This window comes from Stenotrophomonas sp. YJH_SMC_48-3, assembly GCF_059369375.1.
Window position 1 is genome coordinate 111,868 of record NZ_JCAFSQ010000012.1, and the last position, 20,169, is coordinate 132,036.

At 66.5% G+C, this 20,169-nt stretch carries 17 protein-coding genes and 1 pseudogene; 8 read left to right on the forward strand and 10 right to left on the reverse strand.

Translation table 11 applies throughout. The features are described from left to right. Positions 1–46: 46 nt before the first annotated feature. From AC5P65_RS17880 to AC5P65_RS17890, 3 genes are read right to left on the reverse strand one after another with little or no spacing between them, the layout of a single operon-like run. Complete coding sequence (locus tag AC5P65_RS17880; RefSeq protein ID WP_021203562.1) at positions 47–889, reverse strand: ABC transporter permease subunit; 843 nt, start codon at positions 887–889, stop codon at positions 47–49. Next, positions 886–1,818 (reverse strand): ABC transporter permease subunit, encoded by a 933-nt coding sequence (locus tag AC5P65_RS17885; RefSeq protein WP_021203561.1) that lies wholly within the window; start codon positions 1,816–1,818, stop codon positions 886–888. Before AC5P65_RS17885 ends, AC5P65_RS17880 begins: the two co-directional genes overlap by 4 nt. After that, on the reverse strand, positions 1,815–2,951 hold the full coding sequence (locus AC5P65_RS17890) for an ABC transporter ATP-binding protein (protein WP_014646566.1): 1,137 nt from the start codon (positions 2,949–2,951) through the stop codon (positions 1,815–1,817). The genes AC5P65_RS17885 and AC5P65_RS17890 overlap by 4 nt, the downstream gene beginning before the upstream one ends. Positions 2,952–3,242: 291 nt before the next feature. Here AC5P65_RS17890 and AC5P65_RS17895 point away from each other — a divergent pair, with 291 nt between their 5' ends. Continuing rightward, complete coding sequence (locus AC5P65_RS17895) at positions 3,243–4,625, forward strand: flavin-containing monooxygenase (protein ID WP_180832776.1); 1,383 nt, start codon at positions 3,243–3,245, stop codon at positions 4,623–4,625. Positions 4,626–4,663: 38 nt separating this feature from the next. Here AC5P65_RS17895 and AC5P65_RS17900 read toward each other — a convergent pair whose 3' ends face one another. The 3 genes from AC5P65_RS17900 to AC5P65_RS17910 form a co-directional block, all read right to left on the reverse strand. Then, positions 4,664–5,773 carry a polyamine ABC transporter substrate-binding protein gene (locus AC5P65_RS17900; RefSeq protein ID WP_019659050.1) on the reverse strand — a complete coding sequence of 370 codons (1,110 nt, stop codon included), beginning with the start codon at positions 5,771–5,773 and terminating at the stop codon, positions 4,664–4,666. A gap of 91 nt (positions 5,774–5,864) precedes the next feature. Beyond that, positions 5,865–7,262: a glutamine synthetase family protein gene (locus AC5P65_RS17905; protein ID WP_495215784.1), complete on the reverse strand. Its 1,398-nt coding sequence runs from the start codon at positions 7,260–7,262 to the stop codon at positions 5,865–5,867. After that, positions 7,259–8,020 (reverse strand): gamma-glutamyl-gamma-aminobutyrate hydrolase family protein, encoded by a 762-nt coding sequence (locus AC5P65_RS17910; RefSeq protein ID WP_495215785.1) that lies wholly within the window; start codon positions 8,018–8,020, stop codon positions 7,259–7,261. The genes AC5P65_RS17905 and AC5P65_RS17910 overlap by 4 nt, the downstream gene beginning before the upstream one ends. A gap of 161 nt (positions 8,021–8,181) precedes the next feature. Between AC5P65_RS17910 and AC5P65_RS17915 the strand changes: the two genes are divergently transcribed. Together AC5P65_RS17915 and AC5P65_RS17920 are read left to right on the forward strand one after the other, a co-directional pair. Continuing rightward, on the forward strand, positions 8,182–9,459 hold the full coding sequence (locus AC5P65_RS17915; RefSeq protein WP_111097886.1) for an NAD(P)/FAD-dependent oxidoreductase: 1,278 nt from the start codon (positions 8,182–8,184) through the stop codon (positions 9,457–9,459). Between the two features lie 213 nt (positions 9,460–9,672). Next, positions 9,673–11,283 (forward strand): MASE1 domain-containing protein, encoded by a 1,611-nt coding sequence (locus AC5P65_RS17920; RefSeq protein WP_080112490.1) that lies wholly within the window; start codon positions 9,673–9,675, stop codon positions 11,281–11,283. 111 nt (positions 11,284–11,394) lie between these two features. On the opposite strand, the gene AC5P65_RS17925 is transcribed toward AC5P65_RS17920, so the two are convergent. Then, entirely contained in the window at positions 11,395–11,781 is a 387-nt protein-coding gene (locus AC5P65_RS17925; protein ID WP_227199817.1) for a hypothetical protein, read from the reverse strand. Positions 11,782–11,982: 201 nt separating this feature from the next. Between AC5P65_RS17925 and AC5P65_RS17930 the strand changes: the two genes are divergently transcribed. Both AC5P65_RS17930 and AC5P65_RS17935 read left to right on the forward strand, forming a co-directional pair. Beyond that, the gene (locus tag AC5P65_RS17930) at positions 11,983–13,326 is read left to right on the forward strand and encodes a diguanylate cyclase (protein WP_111102043.1); all 1,344 of its coding nucleotides are present in this window, start codon (positions 11,983–11,985) and stop codon (positions 13,324–13,326) included. An 86-nt stretch (positions 13,327–13,412) separates the two neighbouring features. After that, complete coding sequence (locus tag AC5P65_RS17935) at positions 13,413–13,874, forward strand: bacteriohemerythrin (protein WP_019659057.1); 462 nt, start codon at positions 13,413–13,415, stop codon at positions 13,872–13,874. Here the strand turns inward: AC5P65_RS17935 and AC5P65_RS17940 are convergent. Continuing rightward, positions 13,855–15,147, reverse strand: a complete 1,293-nt coding sequence (locus tag AC5P65_RS17940) for an MFS transporter (RefSeq protein WP_180832791.1) — start codon at positions 15,145–15,147, stop codon at positions 13,855–13,857. The two genes, AC5P65_RS17935 and AC5P65_RS17940, sit on opposite strands and share 20 nt — an antisense overlap. 156 nt (positions 15,148–15,303) lie before the next feature. On the opposite strand from AC5P65_RS17940, the gene AC5P65_RS17945 reads away from it, so the two are divergent. After that, positions 15,304–15,945: a hypothetical protein gene (locus AC5P65_RS17945; protein ID WP_111097882.1), complete on the forward strand. Its 642-nt coding sequence runs from the start codon at positions 15,304–15,306 to the stop codon at positions 15,943–15,945. A gap of 170 nt (positions 15,946–16,115) precedes the next feature. On the opposite strand, the gene AC5P65_RS17950 is transcribed toward AC5P65_RS17945, so the two are convergent. After that, positions 16,116–17,612, reverse strand: coding sequence for an aldehyde dehydrogenase (locus AC5P65_RS17950; RefSeq protein ID WP_495215787.1), 1,497 nt, complete (start codon positions 17,610–17,612; stop codon positions 16,116–16,118). A 103-nt stretch (positions 17,613–17,715) separates the two neighbouring features. Between AC5P65_RS17950 and aptA the strand changes: the two genes are divergently transcribed. Together aptA and AC5P65_RS17960 are read left to right on the forward strand one after the other, a co-directional pair. Next, positions 17,716–19,068 (forward strand): omega-aminotransferase AptA, encoded by a 1,353-nt coding sequence (gene aptA / locus AC5P65_RS17955; protein ID WP_111097880.1) that lies wholly within the window; start codon positions 17,716–17,718, stop codon positions 19,066–19,068. Positions 19,069–19,131: 63 nt separating this feature from the next. Continuing rightward, the gene (locus tag AC5P65_RS17960; protein WP_111097879.1) at positions 19,132–20,010 is read left to right on the forward strand and encodes a ParB N-terminal domain-containing protein; all 879 of its coding nucleotides are present in this window, start codon (positions 19,132–19,134) and stop codon (positions 20,008–20,010) included. Between the two features lie 45 nt (positions 20,011–20,055). Here AC5P65_RS17960 and AC5P65_RS17965 read toward each other — a convergent pair. Next, a pseudogene (locus AC5P65_RS17965) lies at positions 20,056–20,169 on the reverse strand (IS110 family transposase); the annotation flags it as partial.

The following is a 20,169-nucleotide window of genomic DNA, read 5'->3' on the forward strand; positions in this document are numbered from 1 at the left end:
CCGGCCGTGAGCCGGGTGTTGCCGGCACAGTGGACGGATCGTGTACTCAGCCGTTGTCCTGCCGCGCCAGCTGCAGGTCGCGCTGGCGCCGCTTCTCGGCGCGGGCATTGATGTACCAGCCGATCACCGCGGCGATCGATACCGCCGACACCAGCAGCGTGGCCAGTGCATTGATCTTCGGGCTGATGCCCATGCGCACCGACGCGAACACCTTCATCGGCAGCGTGGTCGAGCCCGGCGTGGCGACGAAGCTGGCCACCACCACGTCATCCAGCGACAGGGTGAACGCCAGCAGCCAACCCGCCACCAGCGCCGGCGCGATGATCGGCAGGGTGATGCGGGTGAACACGGTCAACCGGCTGGCGCCCAGGTCCATCGCCGCTTCTTCCAGCGACAGGTCCATTTCCTGCAGGCGCGAGGACACCACCACGGTGACGAAGCAGAGGGTGAAGGTCACGTGCGCGATCCAGATGGTGGCCAGGCCACGCGCCGGGAAGCCGGGAATCGCGCCCATCGATGCCAGCAGCGCCATCAGCGAGAAGCCCAGGATCACGTCCGGCATCACCAGCGGCGCGGTGACCAGCGCCCCGAACAGTGGCTTGCCGCGGAAGCGCTTGAAACGGGTCATCACCATCGCCGCCAGCGTACCCAGCACAGTAGCGGTACACGCAGTCCAGAACGCCACCACCAGGCTGGTCCACATCGCCTCCATCAGCGCGCGGTCGGCAAACAGGTCGCTGTAGGCGCGGGTGGAGAACCCGGCCCAGACCATCGCCAGCCGCGAGCTGTTGAACGAATAGAACATCAACAGCAGAATCGGCAGGTACAGGAAGGCGAAGCCCAGCAGCAGCACGCCCAGCCCCAGGCCCTTGGCGGTACGCGGGCTCATGCCTGCTTCCCTTCCAGCAGGCGCTGCTGGGAACGGTTGAACAGCAGGATCGGCACCAGCAGCAACAGGATCATCGCCACCGCCATCGCCGACGCGCCCGGCCAGTTGCGGTTGTTGAAGAACTCGTTCCACAGCTGGCGGCCGACCATCAGTGTCTCCGAACCACCGAGCATTTCCGGGATCACGAATTCACCCACCGCCGGGATCATCACCAGCATGCAGCCGGCGATGATGCCCGCCTTCGACAACGGCAGGGTGATGCGCAGGAACGCCTGCCACGGCTTGGCACCGAGGTCGTAGGCCGCTTCCAGCAGGCGGTGGTCATGCTTGACCAGATTGGCGTACAGCGGCAGCACCATGAACGGCAGATAGCAGTAGACGATGCCGATGTAGGCGGCGGTCGGGGTGTCGATCAGCTGCAGTTTCGGCAGGCCCATCGACGTCATCAGCGTCTGCAGGCCGGTGAACTGCAGGAACTGGTCGAGCAGGCCGTTGCGGTCCAGGATCGCCTTCCACGCATACACGCGGATCAGGAACGAGGTCCACGACGGCAGCACCACCAGCATCATCGCCACGTTGCGAGCGGCGGGCGACAGGCGCGCGATGGCATAGGCCATCGGATAGCCGATCAGCAGGGTGAAGAAGGTGGAGATCGCCGCGATCCTGATCGAGCTCAGGAACGCCTGGGCATAGATCGAATCGCGGAACAGCGCCAGGTAGTTTTCCAGGTTCAGCTTCAGCGAGAAACCGCCGTCGGCGTACTGCAGCAGCCAGGTATACGGCGGCGAGCCGACCCGGCTGAGCGAGAAGCTGATCATCAGCACGATCAGGAACGGCACTGCGAAGAACAGCAGCAGCCACAGGTACGGAATGCCGATCACCGTGGCACGCAGCCCCGGCAGCCAGCGCTTCAGGCCGGCGACGCTCATGAGGTCAGCACCACGCCGTCGTTGTCACGCCAGTGCACCCATACGCTGTCACCCCAGGTCAGGCCGTCGCTGGCCCAGCGCTGCGAATTGGCGAAATTGGCCAGCACCTTGGCGCCGCTGGGCAGCCGCACGTGGTAGACCGAATGGCTGCCGAAATAGGCGATGTCCTCGATCACGCCCTGCGCCTTGTTGGTGTGCCCTTCCGGCTCGTCCTTGCCGATCATCACCTTTTCCGGGCGCAGCGCGAACGCGACCGGCTGCCCTTCATAGCAGGTGATGCCATGGGCAATGTAGATCGGCGCCGGGAACAGCGGCGAGCGCACGGTCACGTACTCGGGCAGGTCCTCGTCGATCACCCCGTCAAACAGGTTGACCGAACCGATGAACTCGGCGACGAAGCGGTTGGCCGGCTGCTCGTAGACCTCGTCCGGCTTGCCGACCTGCTGGATCCAGCCGGCATCCATCACCGCGATGCGGGTGGCCATGGTCATCGCTTCTTCCTGGTCGTGGGTGACCATCACGCAGGTCACGCCCGACGACTCGATGATGCTGACCAGTTCCAGCTGCATCTGCGAGCGCAGCTTCTTGTCCAGCGCGCCCATCGGCTCGTCCAGCAGCAGCAGCTTCGGCCCCTTGGCCAGCGACCGCGCCAGCGCCACGCGCTGCTGCTGGCCACCGGACAGCTGGTGCGGCTTGCGCTTGCCCAGGTGGCCCATCTGCACCAGGTCGAGCATCTCGCCGACGCGCTTGCTGATCGCGTCCTTGCCCAAACCATCCTGCTTCAGGCCGAAGGCGATGTTCTGTTCGACCGTCATGTGCGGGAACAGCGCATAGGACTGGAACATCATGTTGACCGGCCGCTGGTACGGCGGCAGCGCGTCCAGGCGCTGGCCATCGACGGTGATGCTGCCCTTGGTGGGCGTCTCGAAGCCGCCCAGGCAGCGCAGCAGGGTCGATTTGCCGCTGCCGGAGCCACCGAGCAGGGCAAAGATCTCGCCCTTGCGCACGTCCAGGTTGACGTCGTCGACGGCGACGAATCCGTCGAATTCCTTGCGCAGATCACGAATGGAGAGATAGCCGGGCGCACCGGTCGTGTCGACGACGGCGGCTACCGGCTGGGCTTCAACGGGCATGGGGGCTCCGGGAGCGGGCGGTGGACAGCGGCGGCCATTCTAACGGCCGAGGGCCGAAGGGGATATGACGGCAGTGGGTGGAAGCGGCCGCTGGCGCGCCCAGGCCTCCCGAGGTGTGTCGGTTTTCCCCCGCCATGGTGGCCTGTGCGCCGGGAGGCCCGGGCTCTCCTCGACGCCCGGACGGCCGTCCCGGCCAGACACCACGGGCGGCGGCCCGATCTGCAACATTTTTCAGAGCGGGATCCATTGAAAGCCCGGGGCATTCCCCGCGCAATGCCCCGGATCTAGGCCTTGCATGGACCGACCCTGGTGATTTCCCCGGACAGCCCCTCCCCTTTCCCGCCCCGCCTGCCAGGCTGCCTGCCTGCACGGCTGCCGCTGGTCATCATCGGCGCCGGCCAGGCCGGGTTGTCGCTCAGCGCGCTCCTGCAGGAGGCCGGCGTCGAGCATCGCGTGCTGGAGGCCGAAACCGTGGGTGCCAGCTGGCGGCGACGCTGGGATTCGTTCCAGACCAACACCGCCAACGCGACCATGGCCCTGCATGGCCATGCCTATACCGGGGATGACCCGGAAGGGTTCATGGGGGCCCCGGAAGTGATCCGACGGCTGCGCGACTATGCCGACGAGCGCTCGTTGCCGATCAGCGAAGGGTGCGTGGTCCATCGGGTCGGGCCCGAGTCCGGTGGCTATGCCATCGACAGCAGCCGGGGACTGATCCATGCCCAGGCGGTGGTGGTTGCCACCGGTGAATACCGCCGGGCGCGGTTGCCCCGGGCCCCGTTCGCGCCCGCACCAGGCCTCACCATGCTGCACTCCAGCGACTACCGCGGTCCCGGCCAGCTACCCGAGGGCGCGGTGCTGGTCATCGGCGGCGGCCAGTCCGGCGCGCAGATCGCCCAGGACCTGCGCGACGGTGGTCGCAGCGTGTACTGGTCATTGGCCGATCGTCATTCGCACACCCGTCGGCTGCGCGGCAAGGACTCGATGACCTGGTGGGACATGGCCGGGCGCATCCATCAACACGTAAGCCAATCGGCGGCCGTACTGGCAGGCGAGCCGGACGCGCTGCGCAAGGCCCGCACCGCGGAGTTCCCGCTGATATCCGGCAAGGGAGGCGCCGGCCTGGGCAGTTCGATCAGCCTGTTGGCGATGCACCGCGCAGGCATCAGGTTGCTGGGCCGGTTGCAGGAATTCAGCGGAAACACCGCCCGCTTCGCCGATGTCCGCCCGCAGCTGCATACCGCGATCGAGGCGACGCGGGCCGAATATGCCTATCTCGATTCGCTGGCCAGCGCGTACTACGCCACGCGGCCCGAACCGCGCACCGACGATGCCCGCTACATTCCCGAAGAGGTCTACCTGCACTGGGAGCCGGAACCGTCCCCATGCAAGCTGGACCTGAAGGCTGCGGGGATCCGCGCGGTGGTACTGGCCACCGGCTTCGTCGCCGAATGGCCCTGGCTCGACATGCAGGGCGTGCTGGATGCACACGGCTATCCGCTTGGCGACTTCGGTGTTTCCCCGCAGCCGGGGCTGTTCTTCATCGGCATGCACAACCTGCAGCGGATGAGTTCGTCGTTCCTGTGCAACGGCGGCCGCGACGCACGCGACCTGCTGCCGGCCATCCTGCAGCACCTTGGCCGAAGCGGGAGTACCGGCTTCGGCGCAGGTTAAGGGAGCCGCCGGGCAAGGCCCGACGGCGCCAGACCGGCTCAGCGGCCGGTCTTCACCTCGGTCCACAGCCGGGTGTAGAGCTTGTCGGTCTCCGGCGTGTTGATCGAGTAGGTGAACATCTTCTCGGCAACATCCGCCGGCGGATAGATGGTCGGGTCGGTGCGGATCGCCTCGTCCACCAGCGGCGTTGCGGTCGGGATCGGGTTGGCGTAGTGGATGAAGTTGGTGTTGGCCGCAGCGACCTTCGGTTCCAGCAGGTAGTTGATGAACCTGTAAGCCGCTTCCGGGTGCTTGGCGTCCTTCGGGATCGCCAGCATGTCGAACCACTGCGGCGCACCTTCCTTCGGGATCGAGTAGGCCACGTGCACGCCATTGCTGGCTTCCTCGGCGCGGTCGCGGGCCTGGATGATGTCACCGGACCAGCCGACCACCAGGCAGGTACCGCCGTTGGCCAGCGAACCCACGTACTGCGAGGAGTGGAAATTCTGAACGTACGGGCGGATCGACTTCAGCAGGTCGGCCGCCTTCTGCAGTTCGGCCGGGTCGCCGCTGTGCGGGTCCAGGCCCAGGTAATGCAGCGCGATCGGGATCATGTCGGCCGGCGTGTCCAGGATGGTCACGCCGCAGTCCTTCATCTTGCTGATGTTCTCCGGCTTGAACACCAGGTCCCAGCTGTTGGCGATGTCGGTGCTGCCACCGAAGCGCTGCTTCAGCATGTCCACGTTGTAGCCGATGCCGGTGGTGCCGATCATGTACGGCACGCCGTACTGGTTGCCCGGATCCTGGGTGGCGATGCGCTTCATCACCGCCGGATCGAGGTTGGCCAGGTTCGGGATCTTGCTCTTGTCCAGCGGCAGGAACACGCCGGCCTGGATCTGGCGGCCGAAGAAGTTCAGCGTCGGCACCACCACGTCGTAGCCGCTGTTGCCGGCCAGCAGCTTGGTCTCGACCATCTCATCGCTGTCGAACACATCGTAGGTCACCTTGATCCCGCTCTCCTTCTCGAAGGTCGGAATGGTGTCCTCGGCGATGTAATCGCTGTAGTTGTAGACGTTCAGGACCTGGCTGTCCTGCGCGCCGCCGTTGCCACCGCCACAGGCGGCAAGCATGGCGGAGGCCAGGCCGAGCGTGAGGATACGCAGCTTCATCGGGTGCTCCAGAATGCGGGAAGGGGGGCCGGTGGTGCCGGCGACGGGTGCCAGCCTACCCCCCGGCGGCGGATTTTTCTATTCCAGATGCTCAGACGTTCAGCAGCAGGAACTCGCGCTCCCACGAGCTGATGACGCGGAAAAAGGTCTCGTATTCCTTGCGCTTGACCGAGATGTAGGCGCGGCAGAAACGCTCGCCCAGCAGGGCCTGGAGCTCGCTGCACTGCTCCAGCCCGTCCAGCGCCTCGCCCAGCGAGCGCGGCAGGTTGTAGCCCAGTTCCTTCGCGCTGCCGGTCACCGGCGCGTCCGGCGCCAGCCGCTCGCGGATGCCGAGCAGGCCGCAGGCCAGGGTCGCCGCCATTGCCAGGTACGGGTTGGCGTCGGAGCCGGCGAAACGGCTCTCCACGCGCATGTTTTCCGGCGTATCCAGCGGCACGCGCAGCCCGCAGGTACGGTTGTCGAAGCCCCAGTGCACGTTGCTCGGCGAGACCTCGCCGAACACCAGGCGGCGGTAGGAGTTCACGTTCGGCGCGAAGAACGCCATCGCCTGCGGCGCGTACTTCTGCAGGCCACCCAGGTAATGGCCGAACACTGGGCTGAACTCGCCCTCGGCATCGGAATCACCGGCAAAAACGTTGCTGCCGTCACTCATCCGCACCAGGCTCTGGTGGATGTGCATGGCACTGCCCGGCTCGTTTTCCATCGGCTTGGCCAGGAAGGTGGCGTACACCCCGTGGCGCATCGCCGCCTCGCGCATGGTGCGCTTGAACAGGAATACCTGGTCGGCCAGGTCCATCGCATCGGCATGGGTGAAGTTGACCTCCAGCTGCGCCGCGCCCGATTCGTGGATCAGCGTGTCCACGTCCAGCTTCATCGCATCGGCGTAGTCGTACATCAGGTCGAGGATCGGGTCGAATTCGTTGACCGCGTCGATCGAGTACGACTGCCGCGCGGTCTCCGGGCGCCCGGAGCGGCCGGCCGGTGGCAGCAGCGGGAAGTCCGGGTCGGTGTTCTTCTGCACCAGGAAGAACTCAAGCTCCGGCGCCACCACCGGGCGCAGGCCCAGCTCGGCGTAGGCCGCCAGCACGCGGCGCAGTACGTTGCGTGGCGCCAGCTCGTGCGGCTCACCGCTCTTGGTGTAGCAATCGTGGATGACCTGCGCGGTGGCGTCGGCCGCCCACGGCACCATGCGCACCGTGTCCGGATCGGGGCGCAGCATCATGTCCGAGTCGGACGGCGAGGTCAGCTCGTAGTAATCGTCAGGGAACTCGCCGGTGACGGTGGTGGCGAAGATGCCCTCAGGCAGGCGCGTGCCGTAGTCGTGCGAGAACTTGTCGGCGGGAATGATCTTGCCGCGCGCGTTGCCGGTGATGTCCGGCACCAGGCATTCCACCTCGGTGATGTGCCGCTCCTTCAGCCAGCGCAGCAGCGTGCTTTCCTGCGGTGCGGGGGGCGTGGCCGTCTTGCGCGGGCGCGTTCGGGAACTCATCGGGAATCCAGTCGGTTCTGTTGGTGCTGCCGGCAAGCCTGGCCGAACGCACGGAAAATAGCGTGATAGAACGGCGCCTGCATGACACGCCACTCCGGGTGCCACTGTACGCCGAGCACGAAACGATGGTGCAGGCTGCGTGCCGCTTCGACCAGCCCGTCGTCGGCCACGGCCTCGACCTGCAGGCCCTGCGCGAGGCGGGCAATGCCCTGCCCGTGCACCGAATTGACCTGCGCCCGGTCGCTGCCGTGCCACTGCGCCAGCCAGCCATCGGCAACCAGGGTAACCGCGTGGGCCTGTCCGTACTGCACCTCCACCGGCGCCTGCGGGTCTTCGCGATGGTCAGCCAGGCCAGGCACCGCGTGTACCTGCGGATGCAGGCTGCCACCCAGCGCGACGTTCAGTTCCTGGAAGCCGCGGCAGATCGCCAGTACTGGCAGGTCCAGCGCCAGCGCCTCGCGCAGCAGTGCGAAGGCATTGGCATCACGCGCCGGGTCATGCGGATTGCCCGGCCAGCTGCGGCCGCCCTCGTAGTGCTGCGGTTCGATGTTGCTGACCGCACCGGTCAGCAGCAGGCCATCGAGCCCCTGCAGCCAGTCGCCAGCCGGCAAAGCAGGCTGCAGGCTCGGCAGTACCACCGGGGTCACTTCGGCGGCCTCGGCCAGCGCGCGCACGTACTTCTCGCCGGCCACCGCGAAGCGGTGATGGCCGAGCACGGTACTGTCGGTGGGCAGGCCCACCCAGGGCAGGCGGCGCATGGAAAAACTCCTTGACGTGCCGACACGTTACCCGTCGCCCGGCGAAGGCGGCAAGTCGTCGCCGTCACACCATGGCTGTCACGCATCGGCGAAACTACGCGGGTGAATGCTGATCGTCCTCCCCCGCTCCCCCCTCCCGCACTGCGCCCGCGAGGCCTGCGGTGAGCGCCGCCTTCCCGCCCAGCTGGTATGCCGCCAGCCTGCCCGAACCGCCCGCCCTGCCCTCGTTGCGGGGGGATGTGCAGGCCGATGTCGCGGTGCTGGGCGCCGGCTATACCGGCCTGACCGCAGCCCTGGAACTGGCTACGCGCGGCCAGCGCGTGGTGGTGCTGGACGCGCAGCGGATCGGCTGGGGCGCGTCCGGTCGCAACGGTGGCCAGGCGCTGGTCGGCTATGGCTGCGAGGTGGACGAACTGGAGCGTCAGCTCGGTCGTGATGATGCGCGCCACCTGTTCGACTGGTCACGCGACGCGGTGCAGGCGATGCGCGCACGCATCGATCGGCACGGCATTGACTGTCATTGGGTGGAAGGCCACGCCAGCGTCGCCATCCGCGAACGCCATGAGCGCGACCTGCAGGCCAACTGCGAGCATCTGCAACGCCACTACGACTACCCCATGCAGTGGTGGGACCGTGATGCCCTGCGCGCACAGCTGGACAGCCCACGCTACCGCGCCGCGATGTTCGATCCGCTCAGCGCGCATCTGCAGCCCCTGGCCTATGCCCGCGGACTGGCCGATGCGGCGCGTGCGGCCGGCGCGGTGATCCATGAGAACTCCGCAGTGACCCGCGTGCAGCGCGGACCGCAGCCCACCCTGCATACCGCGCAGGGAAGCGTGCGCGCTGCGCATCTGGTGGTGGCCGGCAACGCCTGGTTGCAGGGCCTGCTGCCCGAGCTGGAACGGCGGATCATGCCCGTCGGCACCTATATCGGGGCCAGCGCGCCGCTGGGTGCCGAACGCGCCCGTGCCCTGATCGGCAACAACATGGCCGTGGCCGACACCGCCTGGGCACTGGATTACTTCCGTCTCAGCCACGACCATCGCCTGCTGTTTGGTGGCCGTGCCAGCTATTCAGCACTACCGCCACCCGGCCTGCGCGGGGTGATGCAGCGGCGCATGCACCAGGTGTTCCCGCAGCTGGCCGACGTGCCACTGGAGCAGGTCTGGGGCGGTTATGTAGACATTACCCGCAACCGCGCCCCGCATTGGGGCCGGCTGGACGGCAATCTGTACTTCGCGCAGGGGTTCTCCGGCCATGGGGTGGCCGCCGCCGGGCTGGCCGGCGAGGTGATCGCCGCCGCCATTGCAGGCCAGAGTGAGCGCCTGGACGTGTTCCAGCGCCTGCGGCATGCCCCCTTCCCTGGCGGCCGGCTGCTGCGCACGCCGCTGCTGGTGGCGGCGATGTCGTGGTACAAGCTGCGGGATGCGTTGTGGTGAAACAGTGAGCTGACACGGAGAGATTCCGAAGAACTGGCAATTCCCGGAGCTCCACAGCATGTGAAGAGCACTCATCCAGAAGGGCGTGACGGAATTCTCATTTGATCGGCAGATCGCATCGGCAATTGCATTATCTATTTCATGCCGATACCGTCCCTCAGAACCGGGTCCCGCGGCGAATGGATGCTGACAGGGAACGTACTAGAGGGAGATGTGCGATTGAACTGGTGGAATGAAGGCCTGCAGTTGAAGTTGCGTATCCGCCCGGCGGGGCTGGTCCTTGCGCTGTTGTACGCCATCGCATGCTGGGCGTCTCGCCAGTTGTCGCTCGACCAGTTCTACCTGCCCGCCGGCGTCCGCGTGGCTGCGGTGCTGTTGTTCCCGCCTCGATGGTGGCCGTACCTGCTGCTGGGCGAATACGCCTACTTTGCGCAGATGCGCGTGCCAATGATCGAGAAGTATGGACTGGCCTGGATAGTGCTTGGTTCGGCACTGCTGATGCCTGCAGTGATGCTGATCGTGCATCTGCACCGGAAAATGATGGTGACCACGAAGAATGCATGGCTGATTTCAGTCGCGGCGGCTTCGGCACTGGTGGTCACGGCGCTCAATCTGATGTTGGCACACCTCCTGTGGCCGACACCACCGGAGATGCCGGTGCTTGCGAGCATCGCGCGCCTGGTCGTTGGCGACTTCATCGGCATACTGACCCTTGCACCGCTTGCGTTGCTGTGGACACGCCGGACCGGCAACGCCCGTTGGACATCAGGTTTCGCCCCGCCTGCACTCGCTGCCCTGACGCTGATGGCCATAATTGGCCTGTATGCCGCACAGCTGCCCTTGGACGAAGCCAACGCCAAGACATCGATGCAGCTGCTGATGGCGCTGCCGGTCGTCGTACTCACCTGTCTGTATGGCTGGCGAGGTGCGGCGATCGGAGTACCGTCGCTCAACCTGATCATTGGCCTGACCACCCCAAGCCCCTACACGGGTGCGTTCGATCCAGCTGCGTTCGCGACCCAGCAGATCATGGCGGTCACCGGCGCTGCACTGCTGGTGTTAGGGTCGCGCATCACCCACTACTACCACCGTTCGCGATTGGGCGAAGTGGGTGAAAGGGACGCGCTCAAGCACGCGCGCAATTCACTGGTGGCAAGCGAGCTTGATCTCCGTGAGCGCGCGCGACACCTGAGGAAGCTGGGGGACGGCATCGACACCTCGCTCAGCGAGGTGGTGAATTGGCTCAATGCGCATGGCCATCCCACGATAGCGAACAGTCTCCTGCATATGGCTTCGGTCCATTCGCGACAGTTCCGCGAACAAACCAGCATGGTCTATCCCGCAGCACTGGAACATCTTGGGCTCTACGTCGCCCTCCAGGCCGGCGGCGTACGCGAAACCTGGGACCTGAGCCATCGCGTGATGCGCCCTCGATTGCTCGGCGACCCCTGTCAGCTCAGTGTCGGCCTGCAGCTGGCCGCCTATCGCGCCCTCACCGATGCCGTTTCGCTGTTGATCAACAGGGAATCCGGTCAGATCAGCATCCGCGTGCGTTGCGGCAGGAGAGGAGGACGCCGCGGCATCCTGATGACGGTCGCACTGCTGGATTCATACCGCAGCCTGTCACCGTCAACCGTCACCGCCACGGTCGAGCGCTTGGCTGGCCGCACGATTGCCTATGGCGGAACAGTGCAGTGCCATCGGAATCGGATACGGATGGCGATGGTGGAGACGGGTGACTCCGCCGCCATCGGCATTGCATCGTTCAACGCTATGGATCACGTGACCACCTCCGGGCAGGGAAACTCGCAGACCCAGATCTGATTGCCGGTGTCCGCCAAAGGGCCGGCCCTACAATAATCGCCCTCTGCCGCGTTCATCGCGGCAAGCGCAGCGGCGCAGGATATCCCGACACCGCTGCGCACTTCTACGTCTTTACGGTGTTTCAACCGACCAGATGACCTCGCCGCCACTACGATAACGCACCAGCGAAAAATCGCTGCCGCTGTAGATCTGCGAGCGGCTGGCGCCTGCCGGTATCTGGATCTTCTGCTGGGGCAGCGAAACCTTGGTCGCATTGTTGCCTGCCGGCAGCACCCAGTAGGTCCCCCCTGCGTTGCCGATAATCAGCTGCACGTTTCCGAGGAGGTCGTTCACCTGCAAATAGGTAATGCCATCACGCTGGAATCCATACAGCTGCCAGCTGGGGTCCTGGCTGAGATTGACCGCAGCCGGACTGGCCTGCCCCAACCCAGCCGTAGCCAATGGCTTTCCATGAAAATCCGAGGGACCGCCCGCGATTGCCGGGGCAGCGGCAATCATCAGAAATCCAGTAGCCGCACCAAAACATGAAAATCGCACAGTGACCTCCAGGTCGAAGTTGAAATCGAGAACCTCCAGCTGATACTAACCGCTTCCCATCTGAGCAATGGGCCAAACGACGAGCACGGACGTTTTCGTCCTAAAGTTACGCCCGAAACCGCCGCTATCCGTGCCGAGCCCTCCTTCGTGAGCCACCGCATCATGCCCGTCCTGCCGCAGGCCGCCGTCGATGGCGACCTGGCCGATCCCCTGCCACAGCGGATCCTGCTGGTCGAAAATTCCCGTGCGTTCACCGGCATGCTGCGCGAAGCCATCGAACAGCGCCTGGAACTGCCGGTGGTGATCGCTTCCACCCTCGCCGAGGCCGATCGCCTGCTCAGCGAAGGTGCCGGCTGGTTCCTGGTGCTGACCGGGCTGGTGCTGGCCGACGGCGACCGTGATGCGGTGGTCGAGTTCTTCCTGAAGCGCGACCTGCCAACGGTGGTGGTCAGCGGCGTGTACGACGAGGACCTGCGCAAGCGCGTGCTGCAGCAGCAGATCATCGATTACGTGCTGAAGAACACCCCCGGCAGCATCGATTACCTGGTGTGGCTGGTGCAGCGGCTGGAACGCAACCGCCGCATCGCCGCGCTGGTGGTGGACGATTCGCCGTCCGCGCGTGGCTATGCCGCAGCCCTGCTGCGCATGTACGGCCATGAGGTGCATGAGGCCGCCGACGGCAACGAGGGGCTGTCTGCGATCGAAGCGCATCCTGCGATCCGCCTCGCCGTGGTCGATCAGGAAATGCCGGGCATGCAGGGCGTGGAGTTCACCCGTCGCCTGCGCACCCTGCGCTCGCGCGACAAGGTGGCAGTGATCGGCATCTCCGGCAATACCGATGCCTCGCTGATCCCACGCTTCCTTAAGAACGGTGCGAACGACTTCCTGCGCAAGCCGTTCTCGCGCGAGGAGTTTTTCTGCCGCGTCTCGCAGAACGTGGACCAGCTGGAGCTGATCGGCACTCTGCAGGATCTGGCCACCCGCGACTTCCTTACCGGGCTGCCCAACCGACGCTTCTTCCTGGAGCAGAGCCAGCGCCAGCTGCCGCAGCTGCAGCTGCATGGCCAGTGCGTGGCGGTGGCGATGATCGACATCGACCACTTCAAGCACATCAACGACACCTACGGCCACGAGGCCGGCGACGACGCGCTGCGCGCGGTGGCCGGCGCGGTGGCCGCACACGCACGCAACCACGACCTGATCGCGCGCTTCGGCGGCGAGGAGTTCTGCCTGCTGGTGCCGGACATGGAGCAGGACGAGGCGCTGCTGTACTTCGAGGAGCTGCGCCAGCGCATCGCTGCGCTGGAAGTGGACATCGGCAGCGCTACCCTGCGCATGACCGTGAGCATCGGCCTGTGCTGCCTGCGCCCGCAGCGCGATGCGCTGCACCGGCTGATCTCCGAGGCCGACCGCCAGCTGTACCTGGCCAAGGCCGGTGGCCGCAACCGGGTCAGCTGCACCACGGTGGCCAGCCCGCTGCGCCCCCGCGAGCCTGCCCTGCCTTGACCGGCCCGCCTTGATCCAGATCAACGCCGCACCCGCGCGGCAGTTCTACAGTCGGCCCCGACATACGCATGAAGGGGAGCCGGGGGATGGCACTACTGGTCTGGCAGGACGATCTGAACATCGGCATCGATGTGATCGACCAACAACACCGCCGCATCATCGAGATGCTCAACCACCTGCACGTGGCACAGGCCAGCATGCAGCGTGCGGCGGTGGGTGAAGTGATCGACGAGGTGGTGGACTACACCCTGTCGCACTTCGCCTTCGAAGAAGAGCTGATGGAGGAGGCGGGCTATCCGTTCTGTGCCGCGCACAAGCGCGTGCACGAGGTCTTCATCAAGCGCGTCTCGGAATACCGCATGCGCTTCCAGGCCGGCGAGGACATCAGCGACGAACTACGCACCATGCTCTCGCGCTGGCTGTTCAACCACATCCGCGGTGATGACCAGGCCTATGCCGAACAGGTCAAGGCGCACCTGAACCAGTTCGCCCGCGAACACCAGGGCGGCGGCTGGCTGGGGCGCACGCTCAAGCGCTTCTTTGGTTGAGCCGCAGGGCGCGCCGGTGCAGTGCTACCAGCGCGCACAGGGTAGCTACCGCAGTCAGGCACAGGTAGTAGCCGACCGCGACCAGGCCGAAGCGTTCCGCCAGCCAGGTGGCCAGGTACGGCGCCGGCGCCGCACCCAGAATGCCGGCCAGGTTGAATGACAGCGAGGCGCCGGTGTAGCGCACTTCCACCGGGTAGATTTCGGCCAGGAAGGTGCCACAGGGGCCGTAGGTCAGCCCCATCAGGAACAATCCCAGGCACAGGAACGCAGTGACCAGCCATGGGCTGTGCGGCTGGAACAGCGGTGCGAACAGCACGCCGAAGCCGACAATCAGCACGCTGGCGACGATCATGGTGCGGCGCGTCCCCCAGCGGTCGCCATAGCGCGCCGACAGCGGGATGCCCAGCGCGAAGAACAGCATGCCGGCCATCTGCATCAGCAGGAACTGCTCGCGGCTGTAACCCAGCACCGCCGTGCCATGGCCGAGGCTGAACACGGTCATCAGGTAGAACAGCACGAAGGTGGCGAACGCGCCCAGGGTACCCAGCAGCATCGGCACCGGGTGGTCACGCAGCACCGTCCACATCGGCAGCCGCACCGGTGCTTTGCGCTCCAGCGCCTGCCTGAAATCGGGGGTCTCGTGGATGTTCAGGCGCACCCACAGGCCAAGGCCGACCAGCAGCGCGCTGGCCACGAACGGAATGCGCCAGCCCCACTGCAGGAAGTCACCCTGGCTCAGGCAACGGCCCAACACCAGGAAGATGCCGGCCGACAACAGGAAGCCGAGGGGCGCGCCCAGCTGCGGGAACATGCCGTACCAGGCGCGCTTGCCCGGCGGAGCGTTCTCAGTGGCCAGCAGCACCGCCCCGCCCCACTCGCCACCCAGCCCCAGGCCCTGGCCGAAGCGGCACAGCGCCAGCAACGCGGGGGCCCACAGGCCAATCTGTGCATGGGTGGGCAACAGGCCGATCAGCACCGTGGACAGGCCCATGGTCAGCAGCGCGGCCACCAGCGTGGCCTTGCGGCCGATACGGTCACCGAAGTGGCCGAACACTGCCGAGCCCACCGGGCGCGCGATGAACGCGACCGCGAACGTTGCCAGTGACTGCAGCAGGGCTGCCTGCTCGCTGCTGTCCGGGAAGAACAGGTGCGGGAACACCAGCACGGCGGCCGTGGCGTAGATGTAGAAATCGAAGAATTCGATGGTGGTGCCGATCAGGCTGGCCAGCAGGACACGACGGGGGGAATTCACGGGCGGTGCGGCAGCGGTGATCGTCGACATCGGCAACACGGGTAACGGCGGATCGCCCGATTCTGCCACGGGCCGATGGCCGCACGGGGCGATGGTTTCAGCCGACACCGATGCCAACGGAATTTTTCGGGCCACCCGCTAGGCTGCGCCACCGGTCCCTGCATGGACGCTTTGCCGATGACTGCAGTCGCGCTGTCGTGGTCCGATTCGCCGAAGCTGCCGCGGATGGCGGCGTGGCTGGTGGTACTGCTGGTGCATGGCGGGCTTGCTCTGTGGCTGCTGGACAGCGGCCGGATCGAACTGCGCAGCGACGACGGCCCACGGGTCTTGCTGCGTTGGCTGCCACCGGAACTGCCGACGCCTGTAGCCAAGCAGCCGACCTTGCCCTCCGCACAGATGACGCGTCCGGCCGCATCGGTGATGCCCCGCCCTGCCCCGGTTGCGCAGGCAGACAGCGCCCAGCCTGCCGCGGAAAACGCGGCTGCGGTGGCGCCACTGATCCTGAGTCTGCCTGCGGGCAGCATCGACGGTGGTGACGGCATCAGCGCTGCGGGTGTCGCTCCGCGTCTTATTGGTCGCCGCGAGATACACCCGGCATTCGCGGCGCGCCGCAACTACTTCCCGATCCGTCGGCAGATGACCCCCGAGCAGATCGTGCATGGCGTCGCGCAACTGCTGGGTTTGTGGCCACCGGGCTACATCGTCGACCCGTGCGAGCTGGGCAAGCAGGACATGGACTATTTCCAGAACGCCGTCGAAGAAGCCGACCGCGACATGCTGCGTGCGGCGGTGCTGCAGGTGAGCGCGCGTTGCCGGTAGTCGCATTACTGTGGCGTCGAGCTTGCTCGACGGCTTTTCGCATTTTGTAGAGCCGAGCCATGCTCGGCTGCATTTCGCGAAGAGCAGTCGAGCATGGCTCGACTCTACAAAGAGCAAACAGCAGCCGAGCGTGGGCTCGGCTCTACGAAAAGCGCTCGGCGGGCGCGTCGTTACAACTGGATCCAGGTGGCCTTGATCTCGCTGTACTTGTCGAACGCATGCAGCGATTTGTCCCGGCCGTTGCCGGACTGCTTGTAGCCACCGAACGGGGCGGTCATGTCACCACCGTCCCAGCCGTTCACCCAGACGCTGCCGGCGCGCAGCTGGCGTGCGACACGATGGGCGCGGCCCAGGTCACGCGTCCACAGGCCCGCCGCCAATCCATAGCGGCTGTCATTGGCCACGCGCACCGCTTCGGCCTCGTCGTCGAAACCAAGCACGGCCAGCACTGGCCCGAACACTTCCTCGCGTGCCAACGCGTGGTCCGGACGCACCTGGTCGAACACCGTGGGCTGCACGTAGCAGCCGCCGGACTCCACCTCGGCCCGATGGCCCCCCATCAGCAGACGAGCGCCCTCGCCTTCGGCACGGGCGATATCGGCCAGCACCTTGTCCACGTGCGCGGCGTCGACCAGCGCACCCATCGGTGCATCGGCCTCCAGTGGATGGCGGGGCTGCATGTGCTGGCCATAGGCAATCACCTGGTGCACGAAGTCCTCACGGATCGAGCGCTGCACCAGCAGCCGCGAGCCAGCGGTGCAGACTTCGCCCTGGTTGAAGAAGATGCCCTGCGCCACGGCCTTGGCCGCTGCGTCCAGGTCCGGCGCGTCGGCGAACACCAGGTGGGGGCTCTTGCCACCGCATTCCAGCCAGACCCGCTTGAGGTTGGACCGTCCTGCATACTCCAGCAGCTTCGCACCGGTGGCGGTGGAACCGGTGAAGGCCAGCACGTCCACATCCATGTGCAGCGCCAAGGGCTCGCCCACGCGCGCACCATGGCCGGGCAGCACGTTCAGCACTCCGTCCGGCAGGCCCGCCTCGGCCGCCAGCGCCGCCAGCCGCAATGCCGACAGTGGCGAACGCTCGGACGGCTTGAGGACCACCGAATTGCCCATCGCCAGTGCCGGCGCGATCTTCCAGCAGGCCATCAGCAACGGGAAATTCCATGGCACGACCGCCGCCACCACGCCGGCAGGCTCGCGCGTGACCAGCCCCAGCTCGTGTGGGCCGGTCGGCGCGATTTCCCCGTACAGCTTGTCCACCGCTTCGGCGGTCCAGGCCAGGCAGCGCACCACGCCGGGCAGGTCGATACGGCGTGCGTCGCGCACCGGCTTGCCCATATCCAGGGTTTCCAGCAGCGCCAGCTCATCGGCGTGCTTCTCCACCAGCGCGGCCAGCGCCAGCAAAACGCGCTTGCGATGCGCCGGGCAGGCCTGCGACCAGTGGCCCGCATCGAAGGCACGCCGCGCCGCCAGCACTGCGCGCTCCACGTCCTGTGCATCGCAGTCGGCGACCGCCGCGAGCACACGGCCATCGATGGGGCTGATGCAGTCGAAGCGGGCGCCGCTGGCGGCGTCGGTGTAGCGGCCATCGATGAAGGCCTGGCCGGGCATCGAAAGCTGCTGCGACAACGCCTGCCAGTGGCTGCGGTGGGGAAAGTCGGCCATGTCGGGCTCCACGGAACAGTTTCCCCGGTTATACCGGCGCGACCGCGACTTCACCGTGACGTGGCTGCGCTACATTTCCCCCATCGGACCCGACGGAGCTGGCATGAAGCGTCCCGGAAGCGACCTGCACGACCTTGCTACCCAGCGCCCGGAATCACTGGAGGCGTACTGGATGCCGTTCACCTCCAACCGCCAGTACAAGGCGGCGCCGCGTGTGCTGGTGCGTGCCGAGGGCATGCACTACGAGGATGTCGACGGCCGCCAGATCCTCGACGGTACCGCCGGCCTGTGGTGCTGCAACGCCGGCCACGCGCGGCCGCGCATCGTCGAGGCCATCGTCGAGCAGGCGCGCACGCTGGATTACTCCCCTGCCTTCCAGATGGGCTCGCCGCCGGCATTCGCGCTGGCGCAGCGGCTGGCCGCATTGGCACCAACGCCCCTGAACCATGTGTTCTTCACAAGCTCCGGCTCGGAGGCGGTGGATACCGCGATGAAGATCGTGCTGGCCTACCACCGCCAGCGCGGCGAGGGCCAGCGCACGCGCTTCATCAGCCGCGAGAAGGCCTACCACGGCGTCGGCTTCGGCGGCATGGCACTAGGCGGCTTGCCCAACAACCGCAGGGCGTTCGGCCTGCAGCTGGGCGGCGTGGACTACCTGCGCCACACCCTGGACCTGCAGCGCAATGCATTCAGCAGGGGCCTGCCGCGCCAGGGCGCTGAACTGGCCGACGACCTGGAGCGGCTGATCGCGCTGCATGACGCCTCGACCATCGCGGCGGTCTTCGTCGAGCCCATCGCTGGGTCCGCCGGGGTCATCCTGCCGGCGCCGGGCTACCTGCAGCGCCTGCGCGAGCTGTGCGATCACCACGGCATCCTGCTGGTGTTCGATGAGGTCATCACCGGCTTCGGCAGGGTCGGCATGCCCTTCGCCGCACAGCGCTTCGGGGTCACCCCCGACCTGCTGACCTTCGCCAAGGCGGTCAGCAACGGCGCGGTGCCGCTGGGCGGCGTGCTGGCCAGCGATGCGGTGCACGCTACGCTGATGCAGGCGCCACCGCAGGCCATCGAGCTGTTCCACGGCTATACCTACTCTGGTCACCCGCTGGCCTGTGCGGCCGCGCTGGCCACTCTGGAGGTCTACGCCGAGGAGCGCCTGTTCGAGCGGGCCATCGAACTGGGCGAATACTGGCAGGAACGGCTGCATGCGCTGCAGGGCCTGCCCAACGTGATCGACATCCGCAACTTCGGGCTGGTCGGGGCGGTCGAGTTGGCGCCACGCCGGGACATGCCCGGCAGCCGCGGCTACGAGGTGTTCCGGCGCTGCTTCCACGATGGCCGGCTGCTGGTGCGCTGCACCGGTGACATCATCGCGCTGTCACCGCCGCTGATCGTGGACAAGGCGCAGATCGACCAGATCACCGGCACGCTGGGCGAGATGATCCGGGCCACGGCCTGAGCCCGGGCCCGCGGCGGCGAGCGGGTACAATGGGCGGTTCCGCTCCTGCTCGTTGCCGTGCCCATGGATATCGTCGTCAAAGAAGAACTGAAGGCCTATATCGACCCGCTGACCGCGGACGAACATGACGCGCTGGAGCGCAGCATCCTGGCCGAGGGCTGTCGTGACGCGCTGGTCCTGTGGGGCAACGTACTGGTCGACGGCCACAACCGCTTCGGCATCTGCCAGAAGCATGGCCTGCCCTTCAACACCGTACAGAACACCCGCTTCCAGAGCATGGAAGACGTGCACCTGTGGATGATCGAGCAGCACCTGGGCCGTCGCAGCGTGTCCGACTTCCAGCGCGGCGTGCTGGCGCTGCGCAAGCGCGACATCCTGGCCGCCCGCAAGCAGATCGAGCAGGCGCAGCTGCAGCGCGAGAGCGACGGCACCGCGGACATCACCGACGAAGGGGGCGAAGACAGCCCGCCGTGGGAGCCGGCCCCGAAGCTCAGCCGTGCTGAGCTGGCCCGCGAAGCCAAGCTGAGTACCAGCCAGGTCGGCATGATCGAGCGCATCCATGCCCAGGCTGCACCCGAAGTGGTGGAGGCGGTGAAGGCCGGCGTGATCTCGATCAGCGCCGCCGCGGCCGTGGCCGACCTGCCTGAAGAAGAACAGCGCGCCGCCGCCGCCGGTGGCAAGGACGAGCTGAAGCAGGCCGCCAAGCGCGTGCGCGAGTCCAAGCGCAAGCCGCGCGCGCCGAAGCCTGAACCGGCCGAGATGGATTTCGAGGAGGCGGATGAGGACGAGATCGCCAGCCGCGATGCCGAAGTGCTGTCCGCACTGGAACAGCTGGGCGAGGATGCACCGGCCCTGCGCCGTCGCGTGGTCGCCCTAACCCGCGAGAACGACACCCTGCGCGCGCAGCTGGCCGCGCTGCGCAAGCAGCTGGAAGCGCTTTAAAAAAACGCGAACCTCTCATGTAGAGCCGAGATCCTATGTTCGCGGTCAAGCCTGCTGGAAGCAGGCTTGACCCACTTTCAGCATGGCTGGGTCAAAGTCCCGACCGCTCTTGAAGACGCCCCAGGCGATCTTGGCCAGCTTCCTGGCCAGGATGTTAAA